At 67.4% G+C, this 19,533-nt stretch carries 23 protein-coding genes and 1 tRNA gene; 9 read left to right on the plus strand and 15 right to left on the minus strand.

Annotated elements, in window-relative coordinates; genetic code table 11:
* Positions 1 to 13 precede the first annotated feature (13 nt).
* Positions 14 to 1,150 carry a putative sulfate/molybdate transporter gene (locus EPL00_RS07615; RefSeq protein ID WP_135851071.1) on the minus strand — a complete coding sequence of 379 codons (1,137 nt, stop codon included), beginning with the start codon at positions 1,148 to 1,150 and terminating at the stop codon, positions 14 to 16.
* Positions 1,151 to 1,441: 291 nt separating this feature from the next.
* Between EPL00_RS07615 and EPL00_RS07620 the strand changes: the two genes are divergently transcribed.
* Positions 1,442 to 2,230 carry an SDR family NAD(P)-dependent oxidoreductase gene (locus EPL00_RS07620; RefSeq protein ID WP_135851070.1) on the plus strand — a complete coding sequence of 263 codons (789 nt, stop codon included), beginning with the start codon at positions 1,442 to 1,444 and terminating at the stop codon, positions 2,228 to 2,230.
* A gap of 22 nt (positions 2,231 to 2,252) precedes the next feature.
* Here the strand turns inward: EPL00_RS07620 and EPL00_RS23485 are convergent, their stop codons facing one another.
* The 3 genes from EPL00_RS23485 to EPL00_RS07635 form a co-directional block, all read right to left on the minus strand.
* Positions 2,253 to 2,621, minus strand: coding sequence for a hypothetical protein (locus EPL00_RS23485; protein WP_202932558.1), 369 nt, complete (start codon positions 2,619 to 2,621; stop codon positions 2,253 to 2,255).
* Between the two features lie 214 nt (positions 2,622 to 2,835).
* Positions 2,836 to 3,522 carry a S26 family signal peptidase gene (locus EPL00_RS07630; RefSeq protein ID WP_135851069.1) on the minus strand — a complete coding sequence of 229 codons (687 nt, stop codon included), beginning with the start codon at positions 3,520 to 3,522 and terminating at the stop codon, positions 2,836 to 2,838.
* Positions 3,523 to 3,638: 116 nt separating this feature from the next.
* On the minus strand, positions 3,639 to 4,019 hold the full coding sequence (locus EPL00_RS07635; RefSeq protein ID WP_135851068.1) for a twin-arginine translocation signal domain-containing protein: 381 nt from the start codon (positions 4,017 to 4,019) through the stop codon (positions 3,639 to 3,641).
* Positions 4,020 to 4,243: 224 nt separating this feature from the next.
* Here EPL00_RS07635 and EPL00_RS07640 point away from each other — a divergent pair, with 224 nt between their 5' ends.
* The 3 genes from EPL00_RS07640 (at position 4,244) to EPL00_RS07650 (ending at position 6,142) form a co-directional block, all read left to right on the plus strand.
* The gene (locus EPL00_RS07640; RefSeq protein WP_135851067.1) at positions 4,244 to 5,248 is read left to right on the plus strand and encodes a TIGR04024 family LLM class F420-dependent oxidoreductase; all 1,005 of its coding nucleotides are present in this window, start codon (positions 4,244 to 4,246) and stop codon (positions 5,246 to 5,248) included.
* Between the two features lie 112 nt (positions 5,249 to 5,360).
* The gene (locus EPL00_RS07645; protein ID WP_135851066.1) at positions 5,361 to 5,546 is read left to right on the plus strand and encodes an HVO_2922 family protein; all 186 of its coding nucleotides are present in this window, start codon (positions 5,361 to 5,363) and stop codon (positions 5,544 to 5,546) included.
* Between the two features lie 107 nt (positions 5,547 to 5,653).
* Entirely contained in the window at positions 5,654 to 6,142 is a 489-nt protein-coding gene (locus tag EPL00_RS07650) for a VOC family protein (RefSeq protein ID WP_135851065.1), read from the plus strand.
* Here EPL00_RS07650 and EPL00_RS07655 read toward each other — a convergent pair.
* A complete protein-coding gene (locus tag EPL00_RS07655) occupies positions 6,112 to 6,453 on the minus strand; it encodes a hypothetical protein (RefSeq protein WP_135851064.1) in 342 nt (113 codons plus the stop codon). The genes EPL00_RS07650 and EPL00_RS07655 overlap by 31 nt on opposite strands.
* A 102-nt stretch (positions 6,454 to 6,555) precedes the next feature.
* Here EPL00_RS07655 and EPL00_RS07660 point away from each other — a divergent pair, with 102 nt between their 5' ends.
* Positions 6,556 to 7,527 (plus strand): quinone oxidoreductase family protein, encoded by a 972-nt coding sequence (locus tag EPL00_RS07660; protein ID WP_135851063.1) that lies wholly within the window; start codon positions 6,556 to 6,558, stop codon positions 7,525 to 7,527.
* 1 nt (position 7,528) lies between these two features.
* Here the strand turns inward: EPL00_RS07660 and EPL00_RS07665 are convergent, their stop codons facing one another.
* The 5 genes from EPL00_RS07665 to folP all read right to left on the minus strand — a co-directional run bounded on the left by EPL00_RS07665 (position 7,529) and on the right by folP (position 10,914).
* The gene (locus tag EPL00_RS07665; protein WP_135851062.1) at positions 7,529 to 7,819 is read right to left on the minus strand and encodes a hypothetical protein; all 291 of its coding nucleotides are present in this window, start codon (positions 7,817 to 7,819) and stop codon (positions 7,529 to 7,531) included.
* A gap of 6 nt (positions 7,820 to 7,825) precedes the next feature.
* Entirely contained in the window at positions 7,826 to 8,128 is a 303-nt protein-coding gene (locus EPL00_RS07670; protein WP_162224174.1) for a HalOD1 output domain-containing protein, read from the minus strand.
* 126 nt (positions 8,129 to 8,254) lie between these two features.
* Entirely contained in the window at positions 8,255 to 8,908 is a 654-nt protein-coding gene (locus tag EPL00_RS07675; RefSeq protein ID WP_135851061.1) for a helix-turn-helix domain-containing protein, read from the minus strand.
* A gap of 29 nt (positions 8,909 to 8,937) precedes the next feature.
* The gene (locus EPL00_RS07680) at positions 8,938 to 9,654 is read right to left on the minus strand and encodes a 6-hydroxymethylpterin diphosphokinase MptE-like protein (RefSeq protein WP_135851060.1); all 717 of its coding nucleotides are present in this window, start codon (positions 9,652 to 9,654) and stop codon (positions 8,938 to 8,940) included.
* A gap of 105 nt (positions 9,655 to 9,759) precedes the next feature.
* Positions 9,760 to 10,914: a dihydropteroate synthase gene (folP, locus tag EPL00_RS07685; protein ID WP_135851059.1), complete on the minus strand. Its 1,155-nt coding sequence runs from the start codon at positions 10,912 to 10,914 to the stop codon at positions 9,760 to 9,762.
* Between the two features lie 154 nt (positions 10,915 to 11,068).
* Here folP and EPL00_RS07690 point away from each other — a divergent pair, with 154 nt between their 5' ends.
* On the plus strand, positions 11,069 to 11,665 hold the full coding sequence (locus EPL00_RS07690; RefSeq protein WP_135851058.1) for an anthranilate synthase component II: 597 nt from the start codon (positions 11,069 to 11,071) through the stop codon (positions 11,663 to 11,665).
* A 28-nt stretch (positions 11,666 to 11,693) separates the two neighbouring features.
* Here EPL00_RS07690 and EPL00_RS07695 read toward each other — a convergent pair whose 3' ends face one another.
* Positions 11,694 to 12,131, minus strand: coding sequence for a DUF7344 domain-containing protein (locus tag EPL00_RS07695; protein ID WP_135851057.1), 438 nt, complete (start codon positions 12,129 to 12,131; stop codon positions 11,694 to 11,696).
* A 195-nt stretch (positions 12,132 to 12,326) separates the two neighbouring features.
* Between EPL00_RS07695 and EPL00_RS07700 the strand changes: the two genes are divergently transcribed.
* On the plus strand, positions 12,327 to 13,457 hold the full coding sequence (locus tag EPL00_RS07700) for a pyridoxal phosphate-dependent aminotransferase (protein ID WP_135851056.1): 1,131 nt from the start codon (positions 12,327 to 12,329) through the stop codon (positions 13,455 to 13,457).
* 168 nt (positions 13,458 to 13,625) lie between these two features.
* On the plus strand, positions 13,626 to 13,919 hold the full coding sequence (locus EPL00_RS07705) for a PRC-barrel domain-containing protein (RefSeq protein ID WP_135851055.1): 294 nt from the start codon (positions 13,626 to 13,628) through the stop codon (positions 13,917 to 13,919).
* A gap of 66 nt (positions 13,920 to 13,985) precedes the next feature.
* Here EPL00_RS07705 and EPL00_RS07710 read toward each other — a convergent pair whose 3' ends face one another.
* From EPL00_RS07710 to EPL00_RS07725, 4 genes are all read right to left on the minus strand, one after another.
* Complete coding sequence (locus EPL00_RS07710; protein WP_135851054.1) at positions 13,986 to 15,437, minus strand: DHH family phosphoesterase; 1,452 nt, start codon at positions 15,435 to 15,437, stop codon at positions 13,986 to 13,988.
* Positions 15,438 to 15,538: 101 nt separating this feature from the next.
* Positions 15,539 to 16,774, minus strand: a complete 1,236-nt coding sequence (locus EPL00_RS07715; protein WP_162224175.1) for a YcaO-like family protein — start codon at positions 16,772 to 16,774, stop codon at positions 15,539 to 15,541.
* 46 nt (positions 16,775 to 16,820) lie between these two features.
* Positions 16,821 to 17,891, minus strand: coding sequence for a TOMM precursor leader peptide-binding protein (locus EPL00_RS07720; RefSeq protein WP_135851052.1), 1,071 nt, complete (start codon positions 17,889 to 17,891; stop codon positions 16,821 to 16,823).
* Entirely contained in the window at positions 17,888 to 18,808 is a 921-nt protein-coding gene (locus EPL00_RS07725; protein ID WP_162224176.1) for a SagB/ThcOx family dehydrogenase, read from the minus strand. The genes EPL00_RS07720 and EPL00_RS07725 overlap by 4 nt, the downstream gene beginning before the upstream one ends.
* A gap of 546 nt (positions 18,809 to 19,354) precedes the next feature.
* On the opposite strand from EPL00_RS07725, the gene EPL00_RS07730 reads away from it, so the two are divergent.
* Positions 19,355 to 19,428: transfer RNA gene (locus EPL00_RS07730), tRNA-Lys, on the plus strand.
* The last annotated feature ends 105 nt before the right edge of the window (positions 19,429 to 19,533 follow it).

Below are 19,533 nucleotides of genomic sequence, written 5' to 3' on the forward strand. Positions count from 1 at the left end.
CCGTCGTCCGTCCCTACTCGGACCCTCGGACGCGGGCCAGCACCGCCGACGCCGCGATTCCGGCGACGAACGCCGCGCCGACGTTCGTCGCCACCCCGAGGAGACCCACCCCCACAGTCAACGCGAGCGAGTCGGTGTCGAGGCTGGCCCGTCCCAACTCGACGGCGACGAGGACGAGGAGGACTCCGAGCGCGGCCATCGGGAACGCCGCGACCACCCCGGCCGCGCCGAGCGCCGCGACGGCGTAGAGGACGCCCAGTAGCAGGTTCGCGCCCGCGGTCCGCGCGCCGAAGGCGTGCTTGCCGGCGACGCCGCCGCTCCCGTGGCACATCGGGAGCGCGCCGAGCGGCACCGCCGCCAGATTCATCGCGCCCATGCTCGTCGCCAGTTCGTCGGGCGAGACCTCGGCGTCGAACAGGTCCCCGAGGAGCAGCGAAGTCGCCACCGCGGCGTTGCCCACCGTCATCGCCAGTTGCGCGCCCGTCGCCGCGAGCGCGTCGGTCGTGAGCGCGAACTCCTCGCCGGTCGTCGCCGGAGCGCCGACCGCGACGCCACCGGGCGAGACGGCGGCCTCGAAGTCTGGCACGACGACGCTCGGTGCGCCGGTCTCGGCCACCGCGAGACCGAGACCCACCCCGAGGACGGCCAGTGCGGCCGCGCGCCGGTAGCCGAGCGCGACGACCGCGCCGCCGACCGCCGCGGCCGCGAGCGCCGTCGTCGGACTCCCGACACCGAGTTCGAGGCCGGTCCGCGCGAGGACGAGCGCCACCGCCAACTGGACGCCCCGAATCACCGCCGGGTCGATGCGGTCGGCGAGCGCACCGAGCGCGCCGACCGCCCCGAGTCCGAGGAGAACGCCCCCCGCCAACGTCCCCGCGACCGCCAATTCCGGCACCGACAGCGACCCCGCGATGACCAGCGCGGCGAGCGCCTTCATCGGTTCGACCGAGACCGGCGCGCCGTAGCGAAGCCCCCAAACCACCTGAAACGCGCCGAACCAGAGCAACAGAATCGGGAGTCGAAGCTCCGTGAGCGCCGAGACGGCGACCACGACCGGCAGGACCGTCACCGAGTCGCCGACCGCGCCGGTCACGTCGCCCGCCGCCAGCGTCGGCGTGCGCTCCCGGAGGTCGGCGGTCGAGAACTCCATCGTGAAAGCAGTCGGAGGTAACGAACTTAGGTTTACTGTGAAACTGAAATCGGGGAGAATAGCTGACTTCGTAACTGTATCCAGTTACCCGCCGGTCGGAGGCGAACAACTCCTTGTCCGTCGTCGCCGGTTCAACGTATCCTTACAAAGCGCCGCCCTGTAGCCCACGACGATGACACGCACTGTCACGCGACACCGACCTACTGCCACGCGACGCCGACCCACTGCCACCCGACACCAACACACTGCCGACCGGCGGAGAGCTACCGATGCGCGAGCGAGGAGCCAACGATGACCGACCACCGCGAGCGCTTCTCGGTCGGCGGGAAGACCGCCGTCATTACCGGCGCGAGTTCCGGCATCGGGCGGGAAATCGCCGAACTGTTCGCCGCTGACGGCGCGAACGTCGTCGTCTGCTCGCGCGAGCAGGAGAACGTAGACCCCGTGGCCGAGGACATCCGCGACGCGACCGCCGACGCGGGCGGCGACGCGCTCGCGGTCGAGTGCGACGTGACCGACCGCGACGCCGTCGAGGCGCTCGTGGAGGCCACCGTCGAGGAGTTCGGCGGTCTCGACGTACTCGTCAACAACGCCGGAGCGAGCTTCATGGCGAACTTCGAGGACATCAGCCCCAACGGCTGGCAGAAGATTCTCGACATCAACTTGGGCGGGACCTACAACTGCGCGCAGGCCGCCGAGGAGTACCTGAAAGACGGCGGCGGGGCGGTGATAAACGTCGCCAGCGTGGCGGGCCAACAGGGCGCGCCCTACATGAGCCACTACGGCGCGGCCAAGGCCGCGGTGGTCAACCTCACCTCGACGCTCGCCTTCGAGTGGGCGGGCGATGGAGTCAGGGTCAACTGCATCGCGCCGGGGTTCGTCGCCACGCCCGGACTCGCCAGCCAGATGGGCATCTCGGCCGACGAAATCGACCGCGAGTCCGTCGAGCGCCGCGTCGGCGTCAGCGAGGAGATAGCCGACGTGGCCCGGTTCCTCGCCAGCGACGCCGCCTCGTTCGTCGTCGGCGAGACCGTCACCGCCGCGGGCGTCCCCGACGTGATGGAGTCACCCGACGTGTGAGAGCGGTCGTCCCGCCCGACGGTCAGAACTCGCCGACGAACACGCGGTCTTCCAGTTGGTACCAGTGGCTCGGGTCCGGAGCGTCGTCGTCGGTGGCGTTCTCGGCCGCGGTGTCCGCCGAGTCCGCGTCGGCGGCGTCCGCGTCGCCGAGACCGACCTCCTCGCGGTAGACTAACGCGAGTTCTTGGTCCTCGAACCGCTCGAAGAACGTCTCCCAGTCGAGGCGCTCGACGTATTCGTCGTCCTCGCCGGGGAACAGGATTCGCAGGAGACCGGCCTCCTCGGGCGCGTCGGGCGCGACGGCCGCGGGGTGGCCACCCCGGCGCTCGACCCACCGCCGGACCGTCTCGTGGTCGATGGTCGTCCGCCGGTCGGCTTCGGAATCTGTCACGACCGACCGGTTCAAACGCCGAGGATTTAGGTTTTCTGCCCGTCGAATCGAGCGGTCTGTAGCGTAGTCCTGTGCGTATCTTGATTCGTCGGTTATTCGCTGGTCGTGAGGCGTGCCCGATGTCGAAGTCACTGCGGGAATCGTCACAACGACGTTTTCGAAGTCCCCCGCTCGCGGTCGGCCAGCGGCGGCGAGAATCGGGGGGTCGGCCGAGTCAGTTGCCGGAGAGCGCGAGGCGGACGTGCCCGAGTTCCGGAATCGTCAACTCTGCGGTCCCGCGGACCCACGACGGCCTGACTGGCCGGGTTCGCCCGACCGCTTGGTCGTAGTAGTCGTTGGCGTCGCCCAAGGTGACGAACCCCGCGTTCGGGGCCGGGCAGTTGGTCACCTCGGCGCAACTGTCAGCGGCGAGGTAGTCCGAGTTCGCCTTCGCGTACCAGTTCTCCGAGTCGTTCACCCAGAATCGCGCCCGGTGGATGATGGGCGTCGCTCGCTCCCTGCCGTCGGGTCGGTAGACGATTACGTCGCCGTAACTCCCCGACTTCCGGAAGCCCCGTTCCTTCCCGACGCGGTGGGTGACGACCCCGGTGTCGCCGGTCGCGGCGTCCGGCGCGAGCCGTCCCTCGTCCATCACGAACACGAGGTCTCCTCGTTCCATGTGCGGTTCCATGCTCCCACTCTCGACGGCGACCATCGGCGGCCAGACGCCGCTCGCGGCGAACAGCACGAGACCGACGAGCGCGACCGTCAGCGCACTGCTCGCCACGTCGCGGCCGAGCGCGACCGCGCCGTGGTCGGTGCGGCGGAGCCACGTCAGCCACTCGCGGACTCCCTCGGGAGAGGAGTCGGGGGACTCCTCGGAAGAGTCAGCGTCCGAATCCCGCGGCGTGTCGTCGCTCATCGGTTCGGGGGTAGCACGGCTATCGTATCAATCTTCTGCCGTCTCCGCACGGTGCGACGAATCGACGAGCGCGACCCCAGCCGAATACGCGCCGAAAAAATGAGGATCGTCGGTCGCTAAATCGGGACGCTGACCGGGTCCAGACCGGGAACCGGCGTCCATCCGGTCACGCCGCTGTAGTCCCACGAGACCTCGATGAAGTACTCGTCGGAACCGGGGTCGTACACTTCGTCCGACTGGGTGGTACCGTATGGGTCGTTGGCACCGCCCTCCACCAACTGGTCGAAGTCGTCGGCGTCGGGGGTGTTGAACACCGCCACGGTGCCGTCGTCGTTGCCGTCCGTGACGCGCTGGCCTTCGTAGAGTTCGGTGGACACGTCTCCGGACGATTCGGCCACTTTCCGCGCGCTCGCTGGAACTGTTGCGGCGAGACCCGCGGTGACGAGACCTGCACTCTTCAGGAACTGTCGTCGGCTGGATGGGTTTTCTCTGTTCATTGTTACCCAAAAATTAGTTAGATAAATAACGTAATTTTCTCACTGGTCGGGAGAATCCCCGCGAAGTTACGACTGATACATATATTTTCTCCTCGCTTTTAATGATTGATGGCCAACAAGTGCTGCGGCTGTCTCGGCGTCGTAAACCGGGCCTTGAATAAACGACGTTTCTCACTTCGACGGTTGACGGGGGAACTATGGTGGCCGGTTCCGTCGTCTCGTCTATGACAGCACGCACCATCCACTTGCCGGTCGCCGCCCGACCGTCCATCGGCGACATCGTCTCGCTCGCACAGCAGGCCGAGGAGTGCGGCTACCGCCGCGTCTGGCACCCCGAGACGTGGGGCCGGGACGCCGCGACGGTCCTCTCGGCCATCGCCGAGCGCACCGACGACATCGGCATCGGTCCCTCGATTCTGAACGTCTACTCGCGGTCGCCCGCGCTCGTCGGCCAGACCGCGGCCTCCCTACAGGAACTCTCGGAGGGCCGCCTCCGACTCGGCATCGGTCCCTCGGGTCCCGCCGTCATCGAAGGCTGGCACGGCCAGAGCTTCGAGCGACCGCTCCGGCGCACCCGCGAGTACGTCGAAATCGTCCGGCAGGTCCTCTCGGGCGAGACGGTCAACTACGCGGGCGACATCTTCACAGTCGGTGGATTCCGCCTGCGGAGCGACCCGCCCGACGAGACAGTCCCCATCGACGCGGCCGGGATGGGACCGAAGTCCGTCGAGTTGGCCGGGCGCTTCGCCGACGGGTGGCACGCCCTGATGCTCACGCCCGACGGGATTCGGGACCGACTCGAAGACCTCCGACGCGGGGCCGAGATGGGCGGCCGCGACCCCGACGACGTGCGGGTCACGCTCTCGACGACCTGCGCAGTCTCGGAGGACGGCGAGCGCGCCCGCCGCCTCGCGCGCCAGCACCTCGCGTTCTACGTCGGTGCGATGGGCACCTTCTACCGGGAGGCCCTCTCGCGGCAGGGTTACGAAGACACCGCCGAGGAGGTCGCCACCGCGTGGGGCAACGGCGACCAAGACGGCGCAATCGAAGCCATCGGCGACGACCTACTGGACGACCTCGGCGCGGTCGGGACCCCCGACGAAGCCCGCGAGCAGGTCCGCAAGTTCGAGGAGATAGACGGCGTGGACCGCGTGGCGGTCTCGTTCCCCCGCGGTGCCGAGCAGGACGAGTTGGCGGCGACCATCGACGCGCTGGCTCCCGAGAACTGAGTCGAACCGCGTCCGGGAGATGGGATCGACCGTCTCCGGTCGTCTCCGTACCGCTCCGGAGGGCTACCCGCGGAACGTTTTTATCACGGGACTGAGGATTCCCGTATGCATCATGAGCAAAGCCACGTTCGAACTGTACGAGGACAAGAGCGGAAAATGGCGCTGGCGTCTCGTTCACGACAACCGTAACGTCGTCGCGGACTCGGGACAGGGCTACGCCTCGAAGCAGAAGGCCGAGCAGGGAATCGAGAGCGTGAAAAACAACGCGGCCGACGCCGACGTTGTCGTAGACGACTGAAGCCGTCCCCTCCCGTTCCGTCCCGTCCCGCCGGTCCGCGGTTTCGATGCTGATTTCTCCGGCGACCCCGCGGAAGGATTATTTCGGTCGGTCCCGACGAGTGAGGCATGACCGACGCGACCGACCCCGAAACGCCCGAAATCCGCGTGGACCACGTCGGCATCGCGGTCCGCTCGGTCGCCGACGCCGAACCGCTGTTGGAACTCCTCGGGGCCGAGAAGTTGGTTCACGAGGAGGACCCGACCGGCGCGTTCCGGTGGGCCTACTACCTGCTGGGCGACGCCTCTCGAATCGAACTTATCGAACCAATCGAGGGCGAAGACTCCTTTCTGACCGACTTCCTCGCTGAGAACGGGCCGGGGATGCACCACGTCACGCTCGAAGTCGCCGAGATGGACGCCGCCATCGCGGCGCTGGAAGCCGAGGGAATTCGGGTCGTGGACCGGACCGACTACGACGAGTGGCGCGAGGCGTTCGTCTCGCCCCGCAATCCCACGGGCGTCCTCTGGCAACTCATGGAGTACCGCGAGTCGTTCGCCGACGAGCGGCCCGACCCCGACCGCCTCTACATCGGCGGGAAGCGGTTGGCGGAGTAGTCGGTTCGGTCGGGAGCGTCGCCCGCGTCGTCGCCCTCGTCGGCGGCGTCGCCGGTCTCGTCGGTTTCGGCCCGTGCTTCCGCGAGTCCGGCCATCCCGCGTCCGGGCGTTCCGGCACGCCCTCCTCGGGGTCGCCCGCTGTCTCGGGAATCGTCGCTCGCCAGCAGGCCGAGAAAACAGAGCAGCAGTCCGAACAGCATCCCCCACGTGACGATGCTCTCGCCGACGATATCGAGGGCCTGCCCCACGATGAAGAAGCCGCTGAAGCAGATAAACGCGATGCCCATGAGCATCGCTTTGAGACCGTTCATGGAACCGTAACCTCGCCAACAGCTCAAAACTGTTTCTCACCGGACCCGGAAGAACTCACCACGGCCTGAGAGTTTATCCGGGACCGGACCGAAGTCGGGACCATGAAGCGAGTCGAAGTGACGGAGTTCGGCAGTAGCGACGCGCTGGAAGTCACCGACGCGGAGACGCCCGAACCGGGACCGGGCGAGGTCCGCATCGCGGTCGAGGCCGCGGGCGTCAACTTCGCCGACATCATGCAACGCCGCGGTCACTACGTCGGCGGCCCGGAACCGACCTACGTACCGGGGATGGAGGCCGCGGGAACCATCGACGCGGTGGGCGAGGGCGTCGAGCGCGAGGAGGGCGAGCGCGTCGTCGCGATGACCGGCCGGAACGCCTACGCCGAGTACGTCGTCGCCGACGCCCAGTCGGTGTTCGAGGTGCCCGAGGAGATGTCCTTCGACGAGGCGGCGGGCTTCCCGGTCCAGTTCATGACCGCCCACGCGGTCCTCCACGAGTGGGGCGAGTTGGAAGAAGGCGAGCGCGTCCTCGTCCACGCCGCGGCGGGCGGGGTCGGCACCGCGGCGGTCCAGTTGGCCAGCGCGGCAGGCGCGGAGGTGTTCGGCACCGCCAGCACCGACGAGAAGTTGGCACTCGCCGAGCGGTTGGGCTGTGACCACCCCATCAACTACGAGGAGGAAGACTTCCGCGAGGTCGTCGAGGACGAAACCGACGGCGAGGGCGTCGATTTGGTCCTCGACGGCGTGGGCGGCGAGACGTTCGCCCGGAGCCTCGACGCGCTCTCGCACTTCGGGCGAATCGTGGCCTACGGCGCGGCCAGCGGCGAACCCGGACGGGTCGAGACGACGCGACTCCTCTTCGAGAACAAGTCGGTCGAAGGGTTCCACCTCGGAAACGCGCTCCAGCGGGACCCACAGCGCATCCTCCGGTCGGTGCCCGAACTGCAGGGACTCCTCGCGGCGGGCGAGTTGGAAATCGTGGTCGGCGAGCGGTTCCCGCTCGAAGACGCCGCCGAGGCCCACGAGGCCATCGAGAACCGCGAGACGACCGGGAAAGTCGTCCTGAACCCCTGAGCTACCCGCTCGTTTCGATTCGCCAGTAGACGTACTGCCGGGCGAAGGCGTCGAAGTGGTCGTGGCTACACCCCGGACAGTCGAACCCCGCGACCTCGGCCACCGTCGTCGGGAAGACGTACCCGCAGTCGTTCTTGCATGCGGTTCCGCCGTAAGTCGCCGTGAAGTCTTCGCGGAGGCCGTCGCGGTGGTCCGCGTCGAGGTGCGTCGTCGCTCGGTCCTTCAGCGTCCGACTCGTGGCCGCGCTGACTACCGTCTCGCAGATGTCGCAGTCGAATCTGAACTCGGTCATCGGACGCTATCGGTAGACCCGAACGGTGCCGCCGCTCTCGACGCAGACCTCGTAGTCCCCGTACTGGAAGACGACGCGACCGTCGAGCCGACGCTCCGTCCCGTCCGGCATCGCCCCGAAGATGTCTTCCAGCGCGTCGGAGTCGATAGCGTCGTAGAGCGGCGGTAACTCCCGCGGGTCGCGGTCGGCCGTCGAACGTACCGCCGCGACGACGGCGCTCGTAACTGACTCGCCGTCGCCGACCTCGCGGGTCACGACGGGCTTCTGTGCGTTCTCGGTGCGAAGCGATGGGCGCTCTTCGACGTTCATCGTTGGAGAACCGACAGCGATAGTTGTGACGCCCTCTCCTAAGACGCGTTGTGTGAATGCTACCACTCTTTTATATGATGGCGCATCGCGCTCGCCGGGCCCGCCGCGCGGACGACGAGCGCCCGGTCACTCGTCGTGGACAAGCGTGTTCCCCAACAGGTTCCGGTGTCCCCGCCGGAGCCGCGCCGACAGCGCGTTCCGCGAGATGCCGAGGTCGTCGGCCAGTTCCGAGAGGTCGGTCTCCCGCGGCACGTCGAAGTAGCCTCCGTCGTAGGCCGCGGTCAGCGCCTCGCGCTGGTCCTCGGTCACGCCGTACGAACCGCGCTCCTCGGGGTTCTCGGGCTCGTACACGCGGTCGAGTCGAAACGAGAACTCCCGTTCGAGACAGTAGTCGTGGAACGTCGAGAGCGCGTCCCGATTCGGGAACAGCACCTTGAGTTCCCACTGCTCGCCGTCGTCGCTCACGGCCTCCAGAATCGTCGCCTTCGCGTCGGAGATGCCCGTCATCAGGCTCTCGACGTTCGATTGCCACGTGACCCGATAGAACCGCTCGTCGCCCTCCTGTTCTTCGAGCGTCAGGATGTCGGCTATCGTCTCGTCGTCCCGAAGCGCCGTCTCGAACTCCTCGAAGTCACCGTCCGACGCCCAGAAGTACGGCGTCACGCGCTCGGTGCCCGCGACGACGCGTTTGATCTCGATTCGCATGCCGGGGGCGCTCGACAGGGTGTCGGCAAGCACGAACTCGTTTGCGGGAACCGTCAACTCCGCCAAGACGCTCATTGATGCTCTTCTCGGCTATCGGGCGCTTTCTATAAACGCTCGTCGGCGGAGACCGGTTCGATTCGCTCGCGTCGCCCGTCCAGCACGGCGAACTCCTCGTCGCGGCGTCGCTCCAGCCAGTAGAGGAGTCGTTCGGCCCACGCCAACTTCTTCGCTTTCATCGGGTCCACGTCCGGGTCGTCGAAGTCCCAGCCGACGAACCGGAGTTCGGCGGCCCCGAGACAGTCCGCGAGGAACGCCGCCCGGTCGCCGTCGGTGAACCCGCCGGGGTTCCGGACGTGGGCGACCGGCCGGGCCTGCGTCGTCGGCAGGACCCACTCGGCGTCGAACCGGGGCACCCACTCGCGGACCGCGGGGACGTTGTCGCCGTGGGCGTGGGCCGCGACGGGGACTCCCTCCTCGGTCAACTCGCGGGCGGTCTCGGGGTTCTTGTCCAAGTCCGTGACCATGCAATCGACGCCGACGCCCGCGTCCCGGAGGTGGTCGGCGGCGGTCGAGGCGGCGAACACCGCGTCTGCTCGTCGCGCGCGGTCGAGTTCGGCCGGGCGCTCGGGGTGGTCCGGGTCGGTCAGCGACGGCCCGGCACCCGCGACGGCGACCGTCTCTTCCGACGCGTCGAGGAGGTCGAGGTCGAACGGTTCGGTCAGGTCGGCCAGCGCGTCGCGGGCGCGTTCGTCGCTCTCGCGGTCGAACCCGAAGTCGGCCAGAATCCGCTCGTAGACGGGACTCCACGTTTCGTAGTTCATGTCAGAATCGCTCGAGCCGGAAGTTCGCAAGCAAGTACCCCTACCCGCGAGCGCCCTTCCGGCTTCCCAAGCCGGATTTCTTCCTCCCCCGCCATAAGTTTTCTCTTACTGTTCCGGGTCGCTGACAGCATCGAGGGTTTCGACCAGTTGGCTCGCGGCCCCGTCGCCCTCGGATTCGTCGGCCACGCGCGAGCGCAGGCGGGCCAGCGCGCCGGGCGTCCCCGCCAGCAGGACGCCGCCGCGTCCGGGCGCGACGGTGACGCCAGCGTCCACCGCGGCCGCGGCGAGGCGTTCGCGCTCGGCGTCCGCGAGGTCCGATAGCTCGAACACGCGCGTCGCGGCCTCGTCAGCCGCCTCGGGGTCGGCTCCGAGTCGTTCGAGGTGGCGGGCGGCTTCCCCGGCGCTCGTCACGTCTAGCTCCTCGACGCCCAACTCGTCGTCGCGGAGTCGGTCGCGGGCGAACGCGTCGCCGATTTTGGCGGCGTCCATCGTCTCGGCCACGTCGTGGGTCCGGACGACGTGCGCGCCGCGCTCGACGGCCATCGAAGTCGCGGCGAGCGAGACGGGCAGGGCCTCGTCGGTGTCACGGCCCGCGAGGTCACGGAGGAAGTTCTTCCGGTTGATGGAGACCAGAATCGGCTGACCGAGACCGCGGAACTCCCGGAGGCGGTCGAACGTCTCGCGGTCGTCTTCGAGTGTCTTCTCTTCCGACCAGCCGCCAAACGCGGGGTCCACGATGGTCTTGTCCGTCAGCCCTTCGCGCTTCAGCGCGTCGTAGATGTCGTCCACGCGCTCGACCGCGCCGGGGCGTTCGAGGTCGGGCGGACTCGCCATCTTCGCCACCGCAACGTCGTACTCCCGGCACACGTCGGGCATCCGCGGGTCGGCGAAGCCGCAGATGTCGTTGACCATGTCGAATCCGCGCGAGATGGCCTCCTCGGCGACCTCGGCGTATCTGGTCTCGATGGAGAAGACCGCATCGCCCGACACGCTCTCGATGGTCTCGACGGCGGTGTCGAGGCGGTCGAGTTCCTGCTCGGCAGAGAGGACCTCGAACCGCTTGTTCGCGGATTCGAGGCCCACGTCCACGATGTCCGCGCCCTCGCCGATGAGTTCCGAATCGACGTACGCGGCGGCCTCGCCGGGGTCGTCGTAGACGCTCGGGTCGTAGGGGGACTCCTCGCTGACGTTCAGCACGCCCATGATTCGGGGCGGGTAGTCGTCGCCGATGCCCAAGCCCGCGGCGTTGACGTTCTGCATGTGCGAATCCGAGGACGGGAGCGACAAAAAGGAGGCTGTTCCGGAACGCACCGTCGCGGTCGTCGCCACGCTACGCGTGACCGAACTGACGCATCGAAGCCCATTAACCGACCGCGCGCCAACCGACTCCCGAGTAACTCGGTCGCATCTCGCCATGTCACTCCTCGTCATCGACAACTACGACTCGTTCGTCTACAACCTCGTCCAGTACGTCGGGGAGTTCGACCCCGAGGTCACGGTCCGGCGCAACGACGCCGTGACCCTGCCCGAAATCCGGGACCTCGACCCGGACGGCATCGTCGTCTCGCCCGGACCCGGCACGCCCGCCGACGCCGGTATCTCGATTCCGCTGTTCGAGGAGACCGCCTATCCGATTCTCGGGGTTTGTCTCGGCCATCAGGCGCTCTGTGCCGCCGCGGGCGCGACGGTGGGCCACGCGCCCGAGGTGGTCCACGGCAAGCCCTCGCTGGTGACCCACGACGGCGCGGGCGTGTTCGCGGGCCTGCCCGACCCCTTCGAGGTCGGGCGATACCACTCGCTTGCGGTCGAACGCGCCGAGATTCCCGACGACCTCGAAGTCGCGGCGCGGACGGTCGGTGCCGAGTGCGGGGGAGATGAGAGAGAAAGCGTCGTCATGGCGGTCCGCCACCGCGAGCGCCCCCACGTCGGCGTGCAGTTTCACCCCGAGAGCATCCTGACCGACGCGGGGAAACGACTGGTCGAGAACTTCTGTGCGTCGTGTCGGTCCTGAGCGCGAAGCCGACGGCGACCGCTCGGCGTCACTCGGTCTGCCGCACGTGGTCGAGCCACTCGTCCAACCACTCGCGGCCGAGATACTCGACCGACCGCTCGGCCGGGTCGTAGCGCACGACGCCGTGGGACTCCAGTTTCGGCAGGTGCCTGTGGTGGAGTTCGACCGCCAGCGACCGCGCTCGGGTCGCGTCCTCGAAGGTCCGGTCGCCCGCGTTCGCGGCCTGCCGCTTCGACGCGACCGCGGTGGCGAGCGAGTCGACGGCGTAGACGGTCTCGTCGCCCTCGGCGAGGGTCGCGAGCGCGGCCCTGCGCACCGGGTCGGCCAACAGCGCGAACGCGGCGTCGAGTTTCTCGGAGGACTCCTCGCCCGTCCGCAGGTCCGCGGTCGGCGCGGCGTTCACGGTCGGCACCGTGCGCTCCTCGGACGGTGGGGTCGCGCCCTCCTCGCTCGGCTCCTCGGACACCTCACGCCCACCTCCGGGTCGCTCGTCGCCGCTGGACGGACTGCCGGGTCCGGCCGACCTGTCGTCTCCGACTACTCCTCTGGAACGGTACCATGTGGCTATATACAGCGGAGCTACGCTTAAACCGACTGCTTGGACTGTCAACGTCCGGACGGTATCCCGAACGTTAATTTCGCGGTACTCGTACACCGAGACGTGTTCCCCGACATCGCGTATCTCGACTGGATTACCGGACGACCCGAGAGCGCCGACTACGACCTCGGGTCGTCGGACCTCCGGCGCGCTCCCGCCGGACCCGACGAGGTGGTGCCCCCGGCGCTCGCTGGCGTCGTCTCCGGCGAGGCCACCCTGCGCGAACGTCTCGCCGAAATCTACGGCGTCGAACCCGAGAACGTCCTCGTGACCGCGGGTGCGACCCACGCCAACTTCCTCGCGGCCGCGGCGACCGTCACCGACGCGGAGGTCGCGGCCCGAGCGACCGAGGAGTCCGGCGACGGCGACTCCACTGCGACGCCGCGCGTGCTGGTCGAGAAACCCGGCTACGAACCCCTGCTAGCGACCCCGGAAGCGGTCGGCGCGACGGTTGACCGATTCCTCCGGCCGCCCGACGACGAGTATCCCCTGAACCCCGAGCGCGTGGACGCCGCACTCGTCGAAGACACCGCGCTCGTCACGGTGACGAACCGCCACAACCCGAGCGGTCGCTCGACCGACCGCGAGACGCTGGCCGAGACCGCTCGGGTCGTCGGCGACGACGACGCGCGACTCCTCGTGGACGAGGTGTACGCACCCTTCCGCGCCGAACCGGGCGATGGACCCTTCGGCGGTCCCACCGCGGCGGGACTCCCGAACACGGTCGTCACCAACTCGCTGACCAAGTTCTTCGGCTTCGGCGACCTGCGAATCGGCTGGCTAATCGCGGACGCCGCGTTCGTCGAGCGCGCGCGCTCGGTCGCCCACCACGTCCCTGCGGTCGCGGAGCCGAGTCGGCGACTCGCTGGCCGGGCGCTCGCGGCCGCCGACCGACTCGCCGACGAGTCCCGCCAGCGCGTCCGAACCAACCGCGGGGCGCTGGCGGAGTTCGTCACCTCGCGGCCGGACCTCTCGGGCACCGTCGAACCGGGCTGTCCGTACGCGCTTCTCGACCACGACTACGCCGACGGCGACGTGGTTGCCGAGGCGGCGTGGGACGAGGGCGTGCTGGTCGTGCCGGGGCGGTTCTTCGACGCTCCCGACCAGTTCCGCGTCGGCGCGTGCCAGCGCCCCGAGCGCGTTCGGGACGGGTTGGACCTCCTCGGCGGCGTCCTCGACTCGCTCGCGGAGTAACTGGACTCCGGGTTCGTCTCCGGGATTCGACCGGCGGCCGGACGACTCGGCCGCGAAACTCGACCGACGGTCCAGCGACTCGACTCCGATATTCGGACAGTTCACCTCACAGATGATTTTGGCTCAGTCTACCAAAAGTTAATACTGCCCCCGCTAGTTACTGCCAACATGGACGGAACTCCGCAGGAGATTACGAATCTAGTCGGTCGGGAGGTGTACTCCAACAGCGGCGTCTTCGTCGGGGAAGTCGAGGACGTGCGTCTGGACGTGGACGCCGTCACCGTGACCGGAATTGCCCTCGGCGAACTCAACCGTGACCTGTTCGGCGATGTCGTCGGCAACGAGAACGGCGTGATGATTCCGTATCGGTGGGTACGCGCGGTCGGGGACGTGGTCCTCATCAACGACACCATCGAGCGACTCCAGCAACCCGAGACCGACGACGAAGAAGCCGCGGTCTGAGCGACGGTTCCGAGTTCTTTTCGCGAAAGTCGAGGCGACTGCACCGGAAACGGCGAAATCGGCCGGTCAGCTTCCGTTACTCCCCTCGCCGCTCTCGACGCCCATCGCGTCGAAGAGCTTGCGCTTGACGGCCTCCTCGGTCAGCGACAGCAGGGTGTCGCGGTTGTCGTCGGTCGTCTCGATGCCGGTGAAGATGCCGAGCGGAATCTCGACGCTGGCCTGCGTCGAGTGGCCCGCGGCCTCGCCGATGTCCGAGAAGGCGTCCTGTAGCACCTTGCCGATGTTCATCCGGATGTCCTTCGAGCGCGCCGCGAGGTAGATGGTCTCCTCGGCGATGCCGAAGACCGCGGTCGTCGTGATGCCCTCCAGATTCAGCAGGTGGGAAGCGGCCTGCGTGAGCGCGTCGCGGTCGCGGATGAACCCCGCGTTGCTCACGAGGTGGCTCCCCTGCACCTCGCGGTTGGTGATGGCCTCCGCCAGCACGTCCAGCGTCTCGGGCGACATCGAGGGGGACTCGACCTGTTCGAGCGTGTCGTGGTTGGCGAAGGGGTAGAGGTAGGCGGCGGCGGTGAGGTCCGCGGGCGTCGTGTCGCGCTTGAAGTCCAGCGTCTCGGCGCGGATGCCGTACAGGAGCGCGGTGGCGACCTCCTCGCTGACGTTGAGGTCGAACTCCTGAATGTACTTCGTCATGATGGTCGAGGTCGAACTCACCGAGGGACGGATGTCCACGAACTCGGCCTCGTACTCCTCGTCCGGTTCGAAGTGGTCGATGAGGATGTCTACAGGCTCGTCGAAGGTCGTCTCGGTCGCCTTGGCGTGGTCCACCAGCGCCATCGTGTCGTAGTCGTCCACGTCGGCGTCCGCGTACGGCAGGAGTTCGATGCCCAGCAGATTGACGAACGCGCGGTTCTCTTGGTGGCCGATGTCGCCGATGTAGAGGATGTCGGCCTCGACGCCGAGGGTGTCGGCGATGGCTTGGAGCGCGACCGCGCTGGCGATGGAGTCGGGGTCCGGGTTGTCGTGGGTGACGATGGCGAGTCGGTCGCCGGTCTCCTCGATAACGTCGGCCAGCTGTTGGGCCTTGTACTCCAGTTCGCCGGTTTCGAGCGCGCGGAGCGCCGAGTCGGCGATGACCTCCGAGGGGTTGATGACCACGTCCGCGCCCAACTCGGTGAGTTCGTCCTCGGAGACGGGGTCGCTCGCGCGCACGACGACGAACTGCTCGCCGTCGTTCTCCCGAATCGTCCGGACCGCCTGCTTGTTGGCCTCCACGTCCGAGGACATGATGAGAACGACTTCGTTGTCCGCGATGGTTTCGTAGAGGCCCTCCTCGCGGATGTCGGCGGTCTGGGCGTTGAGGTCTTGGTCACGCAGGGCCTCGACGCGGTCGGCGTCCCGGTCGATGATGAGTACGTCTTTGCCCTGCTCCACCAGTTCCTCGGCGACCGCGTGCCCGACGCTCCCACAGCCCAAGATAGCGTAGTCGGACATCGAGGAGATGGTAATCCCGGCGCTCATGATACTGTGGCGTTGCTTCGGACCACACTTAACGTTCCCGGAGCGACGCTATCCGCCGTCCGCCGGGGGTTCGCCCCCGGACGACGGGGAACCGACGCTCGTCAGGGGAAGGGGTGCCCTCGCTCGACGAGGTCGTCGCCAACGAACACCGGGTGGGCGACCGGCGGGAGACCCGGCGGGCACAGCGCCACGAGTTCGGGCACGACCACGCGAACGACCCGGAGACCGGTCGATTCGACGCCGGTCGTCGTGAGGTCGTACGCCACGGGGGTCGCGCCGATGGCCTCCAGTGCGTCGAGGCACGCGTCGAGTTCGCGCTCCGGGCTTTGGAACGCCCGCGACCCGTGGTCGGGAGCGACCGCCTCCGGCCCCTCGAAGAACAGCGAGACCTCCTCGAAGTTCTCGGGCCGGGAGTAGTACTTGAAGTTCTCGTCGAGATTCAACACGTTCGGCGACGGCACGTCTCGGGGACCTTCGTACGCCAGCGAGGTCTTCATCGAACGGAGACCCTGCGTGGCCTCGACCAGCGCGTCGCGGACCGCCTCCTCGAAGTCGAGGTCGGCGGACGCCCCGAAGAGGAACTTCGGCGCGCGGTCGCGCTCGTCCACGTAGACGCCGCCGAGCGTGTGGAACTCGCTCTCGGTCTCGAACCGGTACAGCCGGTACTCGCCGAAGTCGTTACCGAGTCGTCGGCGCTCGCGTTCGAGGGCGGGCCACTCGTCGAGCGAGAGCCGCGTCGGCGGGTCCTGACGGTACCACGAGCGCATCACCGCGTCGCGTTCGACGTACTCGTAGATGGCCCCACACAGCGCGGACGCGAGGTCCGGACCGCAGGCGAGACCGCTAGACGACGTGAAGAAGTACGGGTCCCCGCCGGTCGATTCACCGAGCGAGACCAGCGGCACCGGCACGAACGTCTCGCCGCCGCCCAGTAAGTCGGTTCCGGCGGCCCACTCGACCTCGGTCGCTCGGTCGAACGGCTCCGCGCCGAACGCCCGGACGGTCTCGGGGTCGAACGGCGCGACGCACTCGAACGCCGGGACCGACGCGTCGCTGGCGGCCATCTCTTCGTAGGTCGCCTCGACGGTCCGGTAGTCGTGGACCGCGCTCGGCCAGAGCGCACAGTAGCGTTCGGTGAACTCCCCGACCGCGGTCTGGACGCCCTCGGCGACAGTGTGCCCTTTACCGCCCGCTTCGGGGTCCGGGTCGGTCTCGGTGTCCTGCGGGAGGAGTCGCCCCACGGAGGCGGTCGCGATATCGGCTCCGAGTATCGAGTCGTCGTCGCGGGGCGGGTGGTCGAACTCGACCTCGGAGACGATGCCGGTTCGCTCGCCCACCAGTCGCTCGACAGTCGCGGTCTCGGACCGACTGCGGACGCGCGGCCTAATGGCCCTCGCCCCCGTTGCGGTCCCGAACCATGTCCTCGATACCGACGTGTCGGCTGTGGTCGATGTCGTCGCTCGACTTCCCGCAGACCGGGCATCGAGGCATCCGCAACACGTCGTCGGCCCCGACCGAGAGGTCGGCGAAGTCGTAGTGGACGACTCGACCGACCGTGAACCCGACGCCGCTCACCAACTGGTTCACGAGTTCGAGACCGAGACACCCCGCGACGATGCGGCCGAATCCGGGGAGGTTCGGTCCCGGCGCACCGGGCGCGTCGGCGACGACCTCCTCGTAGGCGCGGTAGCCCTCGGGCGCGTCCACGTTCGCGTACCGGCGCTGTCTGAAACACTCGTAGCAGGCCGTCTCGCCGGGAAGTATCGTCGGCCCGACAACCCCGTCCAGCCCGGCCACCTGTCCGAGGAGTAGCGGCGTCTCGGTCTCGTGGACGAGTCGATTCAGCCGGTCGGTCGCGTCCGGGTCCGGCCGGTCGGCGGCGTAGACGGCGCAGTCGGTCGCCACGAGCGCGTCGCGTAGCTCCTCGCGGTCCAGCGTCGAGACCTCGGGAGCGGCCGCGAGGTCGTCGGGTATCGACGCGCCGTGGAGACCGAGCAGTCGCACGTCGCCGACGCCCATCTCCACCGCGTCGCGCGCGAGGTAGGTCGCGGTCCGGCCGGACCCGACGAGCGTCACCGTCGCGGCGTCGAGGCGCGCCAACTCGCCGCCAGCGAACTGGTCGGTCGCCGAGAGGTACCCCCGGACGCCCTCGCGGTCGATAGCGCCCTCGCCCCCGTAGACGACGCCCTCGTCTTGGAGGAGATAGAGGACCTCCGCGACCTCGTCGGCGTCGTCGCCGAACGAATCGAGTATCTCCTCGACGGTGTTCGTGCCGTCGAGCATGGCGACGAGGTCCGCTAGCGTTCCCTCTCGATCGTCGTCCGAGAGGTCGAAGACGGTCCCGCTCCACGGTCCCGACCGGAAGTGAACGTCGTCGGGGGAGAGCCGCACCGGAACGAGCGACGCATCGACTTTCGGATACTCGACCAGCACCTCTCGGAGCGAGTCGGTCATCGGGCGACCACCTCCGGGGAGGGGTGACCGGTGCCAACGGCGTAGACCACCGCCTCGTTGACGCCGTCCACGTCGAGGAAGTCGTTCATCGCTCGGTCGCGGAACGCCGCCGCCGGGACGCTGCCGAGACCGAGCGCCTCGGCGACGAGCAGGAGGTTTTGTGCGGCGTGGGCCGACTCTTGGAGGACGTACCGATAGCCTCGCGGGCCGTATTTCGCCTTGTTCCGCGGGAACGCACCGGTCAGCACGAAGACGACCGGGGCGGACGCGAGGTCCAACTGGTCGCTGGAGATGAGAGCGTCCGCGAAGTCGTCCGCGAGTTCGTGGTCGCCGCTCCGGAGGCGTCGAAGCCCGTGTTCGGTCGTGCTGTAGTAGTAGAGTCCGGCGTCGAGACCGTCCACGTCGAGGACGACCGGGTAGAGTTCGACCGGGTAGAGACCGCCCGCGGACGGGTACGTTCGGAATCGTTTGGTGTTGCCCGCACCGTCGCTGCGAGTCGCCGAGACGCCGACGCCGTACCGGAGCAGTGTCGCAAGGTCACCCTTCGAGAGCGGTTCGTCGGCGTACTCGCGCACGGACCGCCGCTCGTTCAACACGGTCCCGAGGTCGGCGTCGAGTTCGGCGGCGGAGGGGAGTTTGATTAGCTCCGAGCCGGTGTAGTCCGCATCGACGTTTGCGAGGACGTGGTGCATCCCCGGCTCGGACAACCGCTGCGTGGACCGGGTCTGCTGTCGGTCGTGAACCGGGTCGCCTTTCGTGTTCTCGTGGAATATCTCGGCCACGTCGCCCGGCTCGAACTCTCGACGCTGGAATCGGTCGATGTAGCTCTCATCTGGCCAGAAATCGACGCCCCGGTCGCCGTACGACTGCACTTGGAAGGCACGGACGTTCTCGTATCCTTCCGTCGATAAGTCCATGTTAATATGCATCACGAACGGAATCATATCAATGTTTTCGAAGATTAATCGAACATATACGATGGGTGCGGAAATTCAATCACGAACCGGAAAGTTACTGATTACCATACAGGAATAGCTGGCGGTCGAAGCCACGGGGTTGCAGACCTCAGATCGTACTATCGGCGGGAGATAGTGGTGGTTTCACGGGATACACCTCACGCCTGAGACCGCAGATACGCACGTTGAGCTATATACCACGATAGCGAACATAATTATTCCACAATAAAATTATTAATATATTATAAAAAAGCTTATTCATATACCCCAACTACTCCTTGATGGATCACACCATGGAAGTGAATGTCAACCGGTTCGAGAAGCAGAACAAAGTCGAAAAGAGCCTCGAAGAAGTCGCGTGTTGCTGCGTCGGATTCTGTACCGGCGGCGGGTAATCTGACATCCGGAATCAGCGGCGGTTTTTTGTGAGCGATTACCGGGAGACGCGGTCTCCTCGGTGGAAACGGAAACGTATTTACGTTGCACCCGGTAAGAACCGAATGCGTTGGGCCGGTAGCTCAGTTAGGGAGAGCGTCTGACTCTTAATCAGACGGTCAGGGGTTCAAATCCCTTCCGGCCCGCTACATTTTGCGCCGAACTACACTGCGAGCAGCTTGTCTGCTCGCATCTTCCGTGAGGCCAAATTCGCCTAGCCGGAAGGATTTGAAGTAGACGAGTCGCACGCC

The sequence above is a fragment of the Halorussus salinus genome, assembly GCF_004765815.2.
GTDB classification, from domain to species: domain Archaea; phylum Halobacteriota; class Halobacteria; order Halobacteriales; family Haladaptataceae; genus Halorussus; species Halorussus salinus.

What these genes read in the sequence shown, in the direction of transcription:
- EPL00_RS07665 (WP_135851062.1), bottom strand. Translation starts at nt 7,819, where the DNA reads ATGACCGAGTTCAGATTCGACTGCGACATCTGCGAGACGGTAGTCAGC.
- folP (WP_135851059.1), bottom strand. Translation starts at nt 10,914, where the DNA reads ATGCAGAACGTCAACGCCGCGGGCTTGGGCATCGGCGACGACTACCCG.
- EPL00_RS07615 (WP_135851071.1), bottom strand. Translation starts at nt 1,150, where the DNA reads ATGGAGTTCTCGACCGCCGACCTCCGGGAGCGCACGCCGACGCTGGCG.
- EPL00_RS07635 (WP_135851068.1), bottom strand. Translation starts at nt 4,019, where the DNA reads ATGAACAGAGAAAACCCATCCAGCCGACGACAGTTCCTGAAGAGTGCA.
- EPL00_RS07725 (WP_162224176.1), bottom strand. Translation starts at nt 18,808, where the DNA reads ATGGACTTATCGACGGAAGGATACGAGAACGTCCGTGCCTTCCAAGTG.
- EPL00_RS07680 (WP_135851060.1), bottom strand. Translation starts at nt 9,654, where the DNA reads ATGAACTACGAAACGTGGAGTCCCGTCTACGAGCGGATTCTGGCCGAC.
- EPL00_RS07655 (WP_135851064.1), bottom strand. Translation starts at nt 6,453, where the DNA reads ATGAACGGTCTCAAAGCGATGCTCATGGGCATCGCGTTTATCTGCTTC.
- EPL00_RS07645 (WP_135851066.1), top strand. Translation starts at nt 5,361, where the DNA reads ATGAGCAAAGCCACGTTCGAACTGTACGAGGACAAGAGCGGAAAATGG.
- EPL00_RS07675 (WP_135851061.1), bottom strand. Translation starts at nt 8,908, where the DNA reads ATGAGCGTCTTGGCGGAGTTGACGGTTCCCGCAAACGAGTTCGTGCTT.
- EPL00_RS07720 (WP_135851052.1), bottom strand. Translation starts at nt 17,891, where the DNA reads ATGACCGACTCGCTCCGAGAGGTGCTGGTCGAGTATCCGAAAGTCGAT.
- EPL00_RS07650 (WP_135851065.1), top strand. Translation starts at nt 5,654, where the DNA reads ATGACCGACGCGACCGACCCCGAAACGCCCGAAATCCGCGTGGACCAC.
- EPL00_RS07620 (WP_135851070.1), top strand. Translation starts at nt 1,442, where the DNA reads ATGACCGACCACCGCGAGCGCTTCTCGGTCGGCGGGAAGACCGCCGTC.
- EPL00_RS07670 (WP_162224174.1), bottom strand. Translation starts at nt 8,128, where the DNA reads ATGAACGTCGAAGAGCGCCCATCGCTTCGCACCGAGAACGCACAGAAG.
- EPL00_RS07705 (WP_135851055.1), top strand. Translation starts at nt 13,626, where the DNA reads ATGGACGGAACTCCGCAGGAGATTACGAATCTAGTCGGTCGGGAGGTG.
- EPL00_RS07710 (WP_135851054.1), bottom strand. Translation starts at nt 15,437, where the DNA reads ATGAGCGCCGGGATTACCATCTCCTCGATGTCCGACTACGCTATCTTG.
- EPL00_RS07690 (WP_135851058.1), top strand. Translation starts at nt 11,069, where the DNA reads ATGTCACTCCTCGTCATCGACAACTACGACTCGTTCGTCTACAACCTC.
- EPL00_RS07660 (WP_135851063.1), top strand. Translation starts at nt 6,556, where the DNA reads ATGAAGCGAGTCGAAGTGACGGAGTTCGGCAGTAGCGACGCGCTGGAA.
- EPL00_RS07640 (WP_135851067.1), top strand. Translation starts at nt 4,244, where the DNA reads ATGACAGCACGCACCATCCACTTGCCGGTCGCCGCCCGACCGTCCATC.
- EPL00_RS07630 (WP_135851069.1), bottom strand. Translation starts at nt 3,522, where the DNA reads ATGAGCGACGACACGCCGCGGGATTCGGACGCTGACTCTTCCGAGGAG.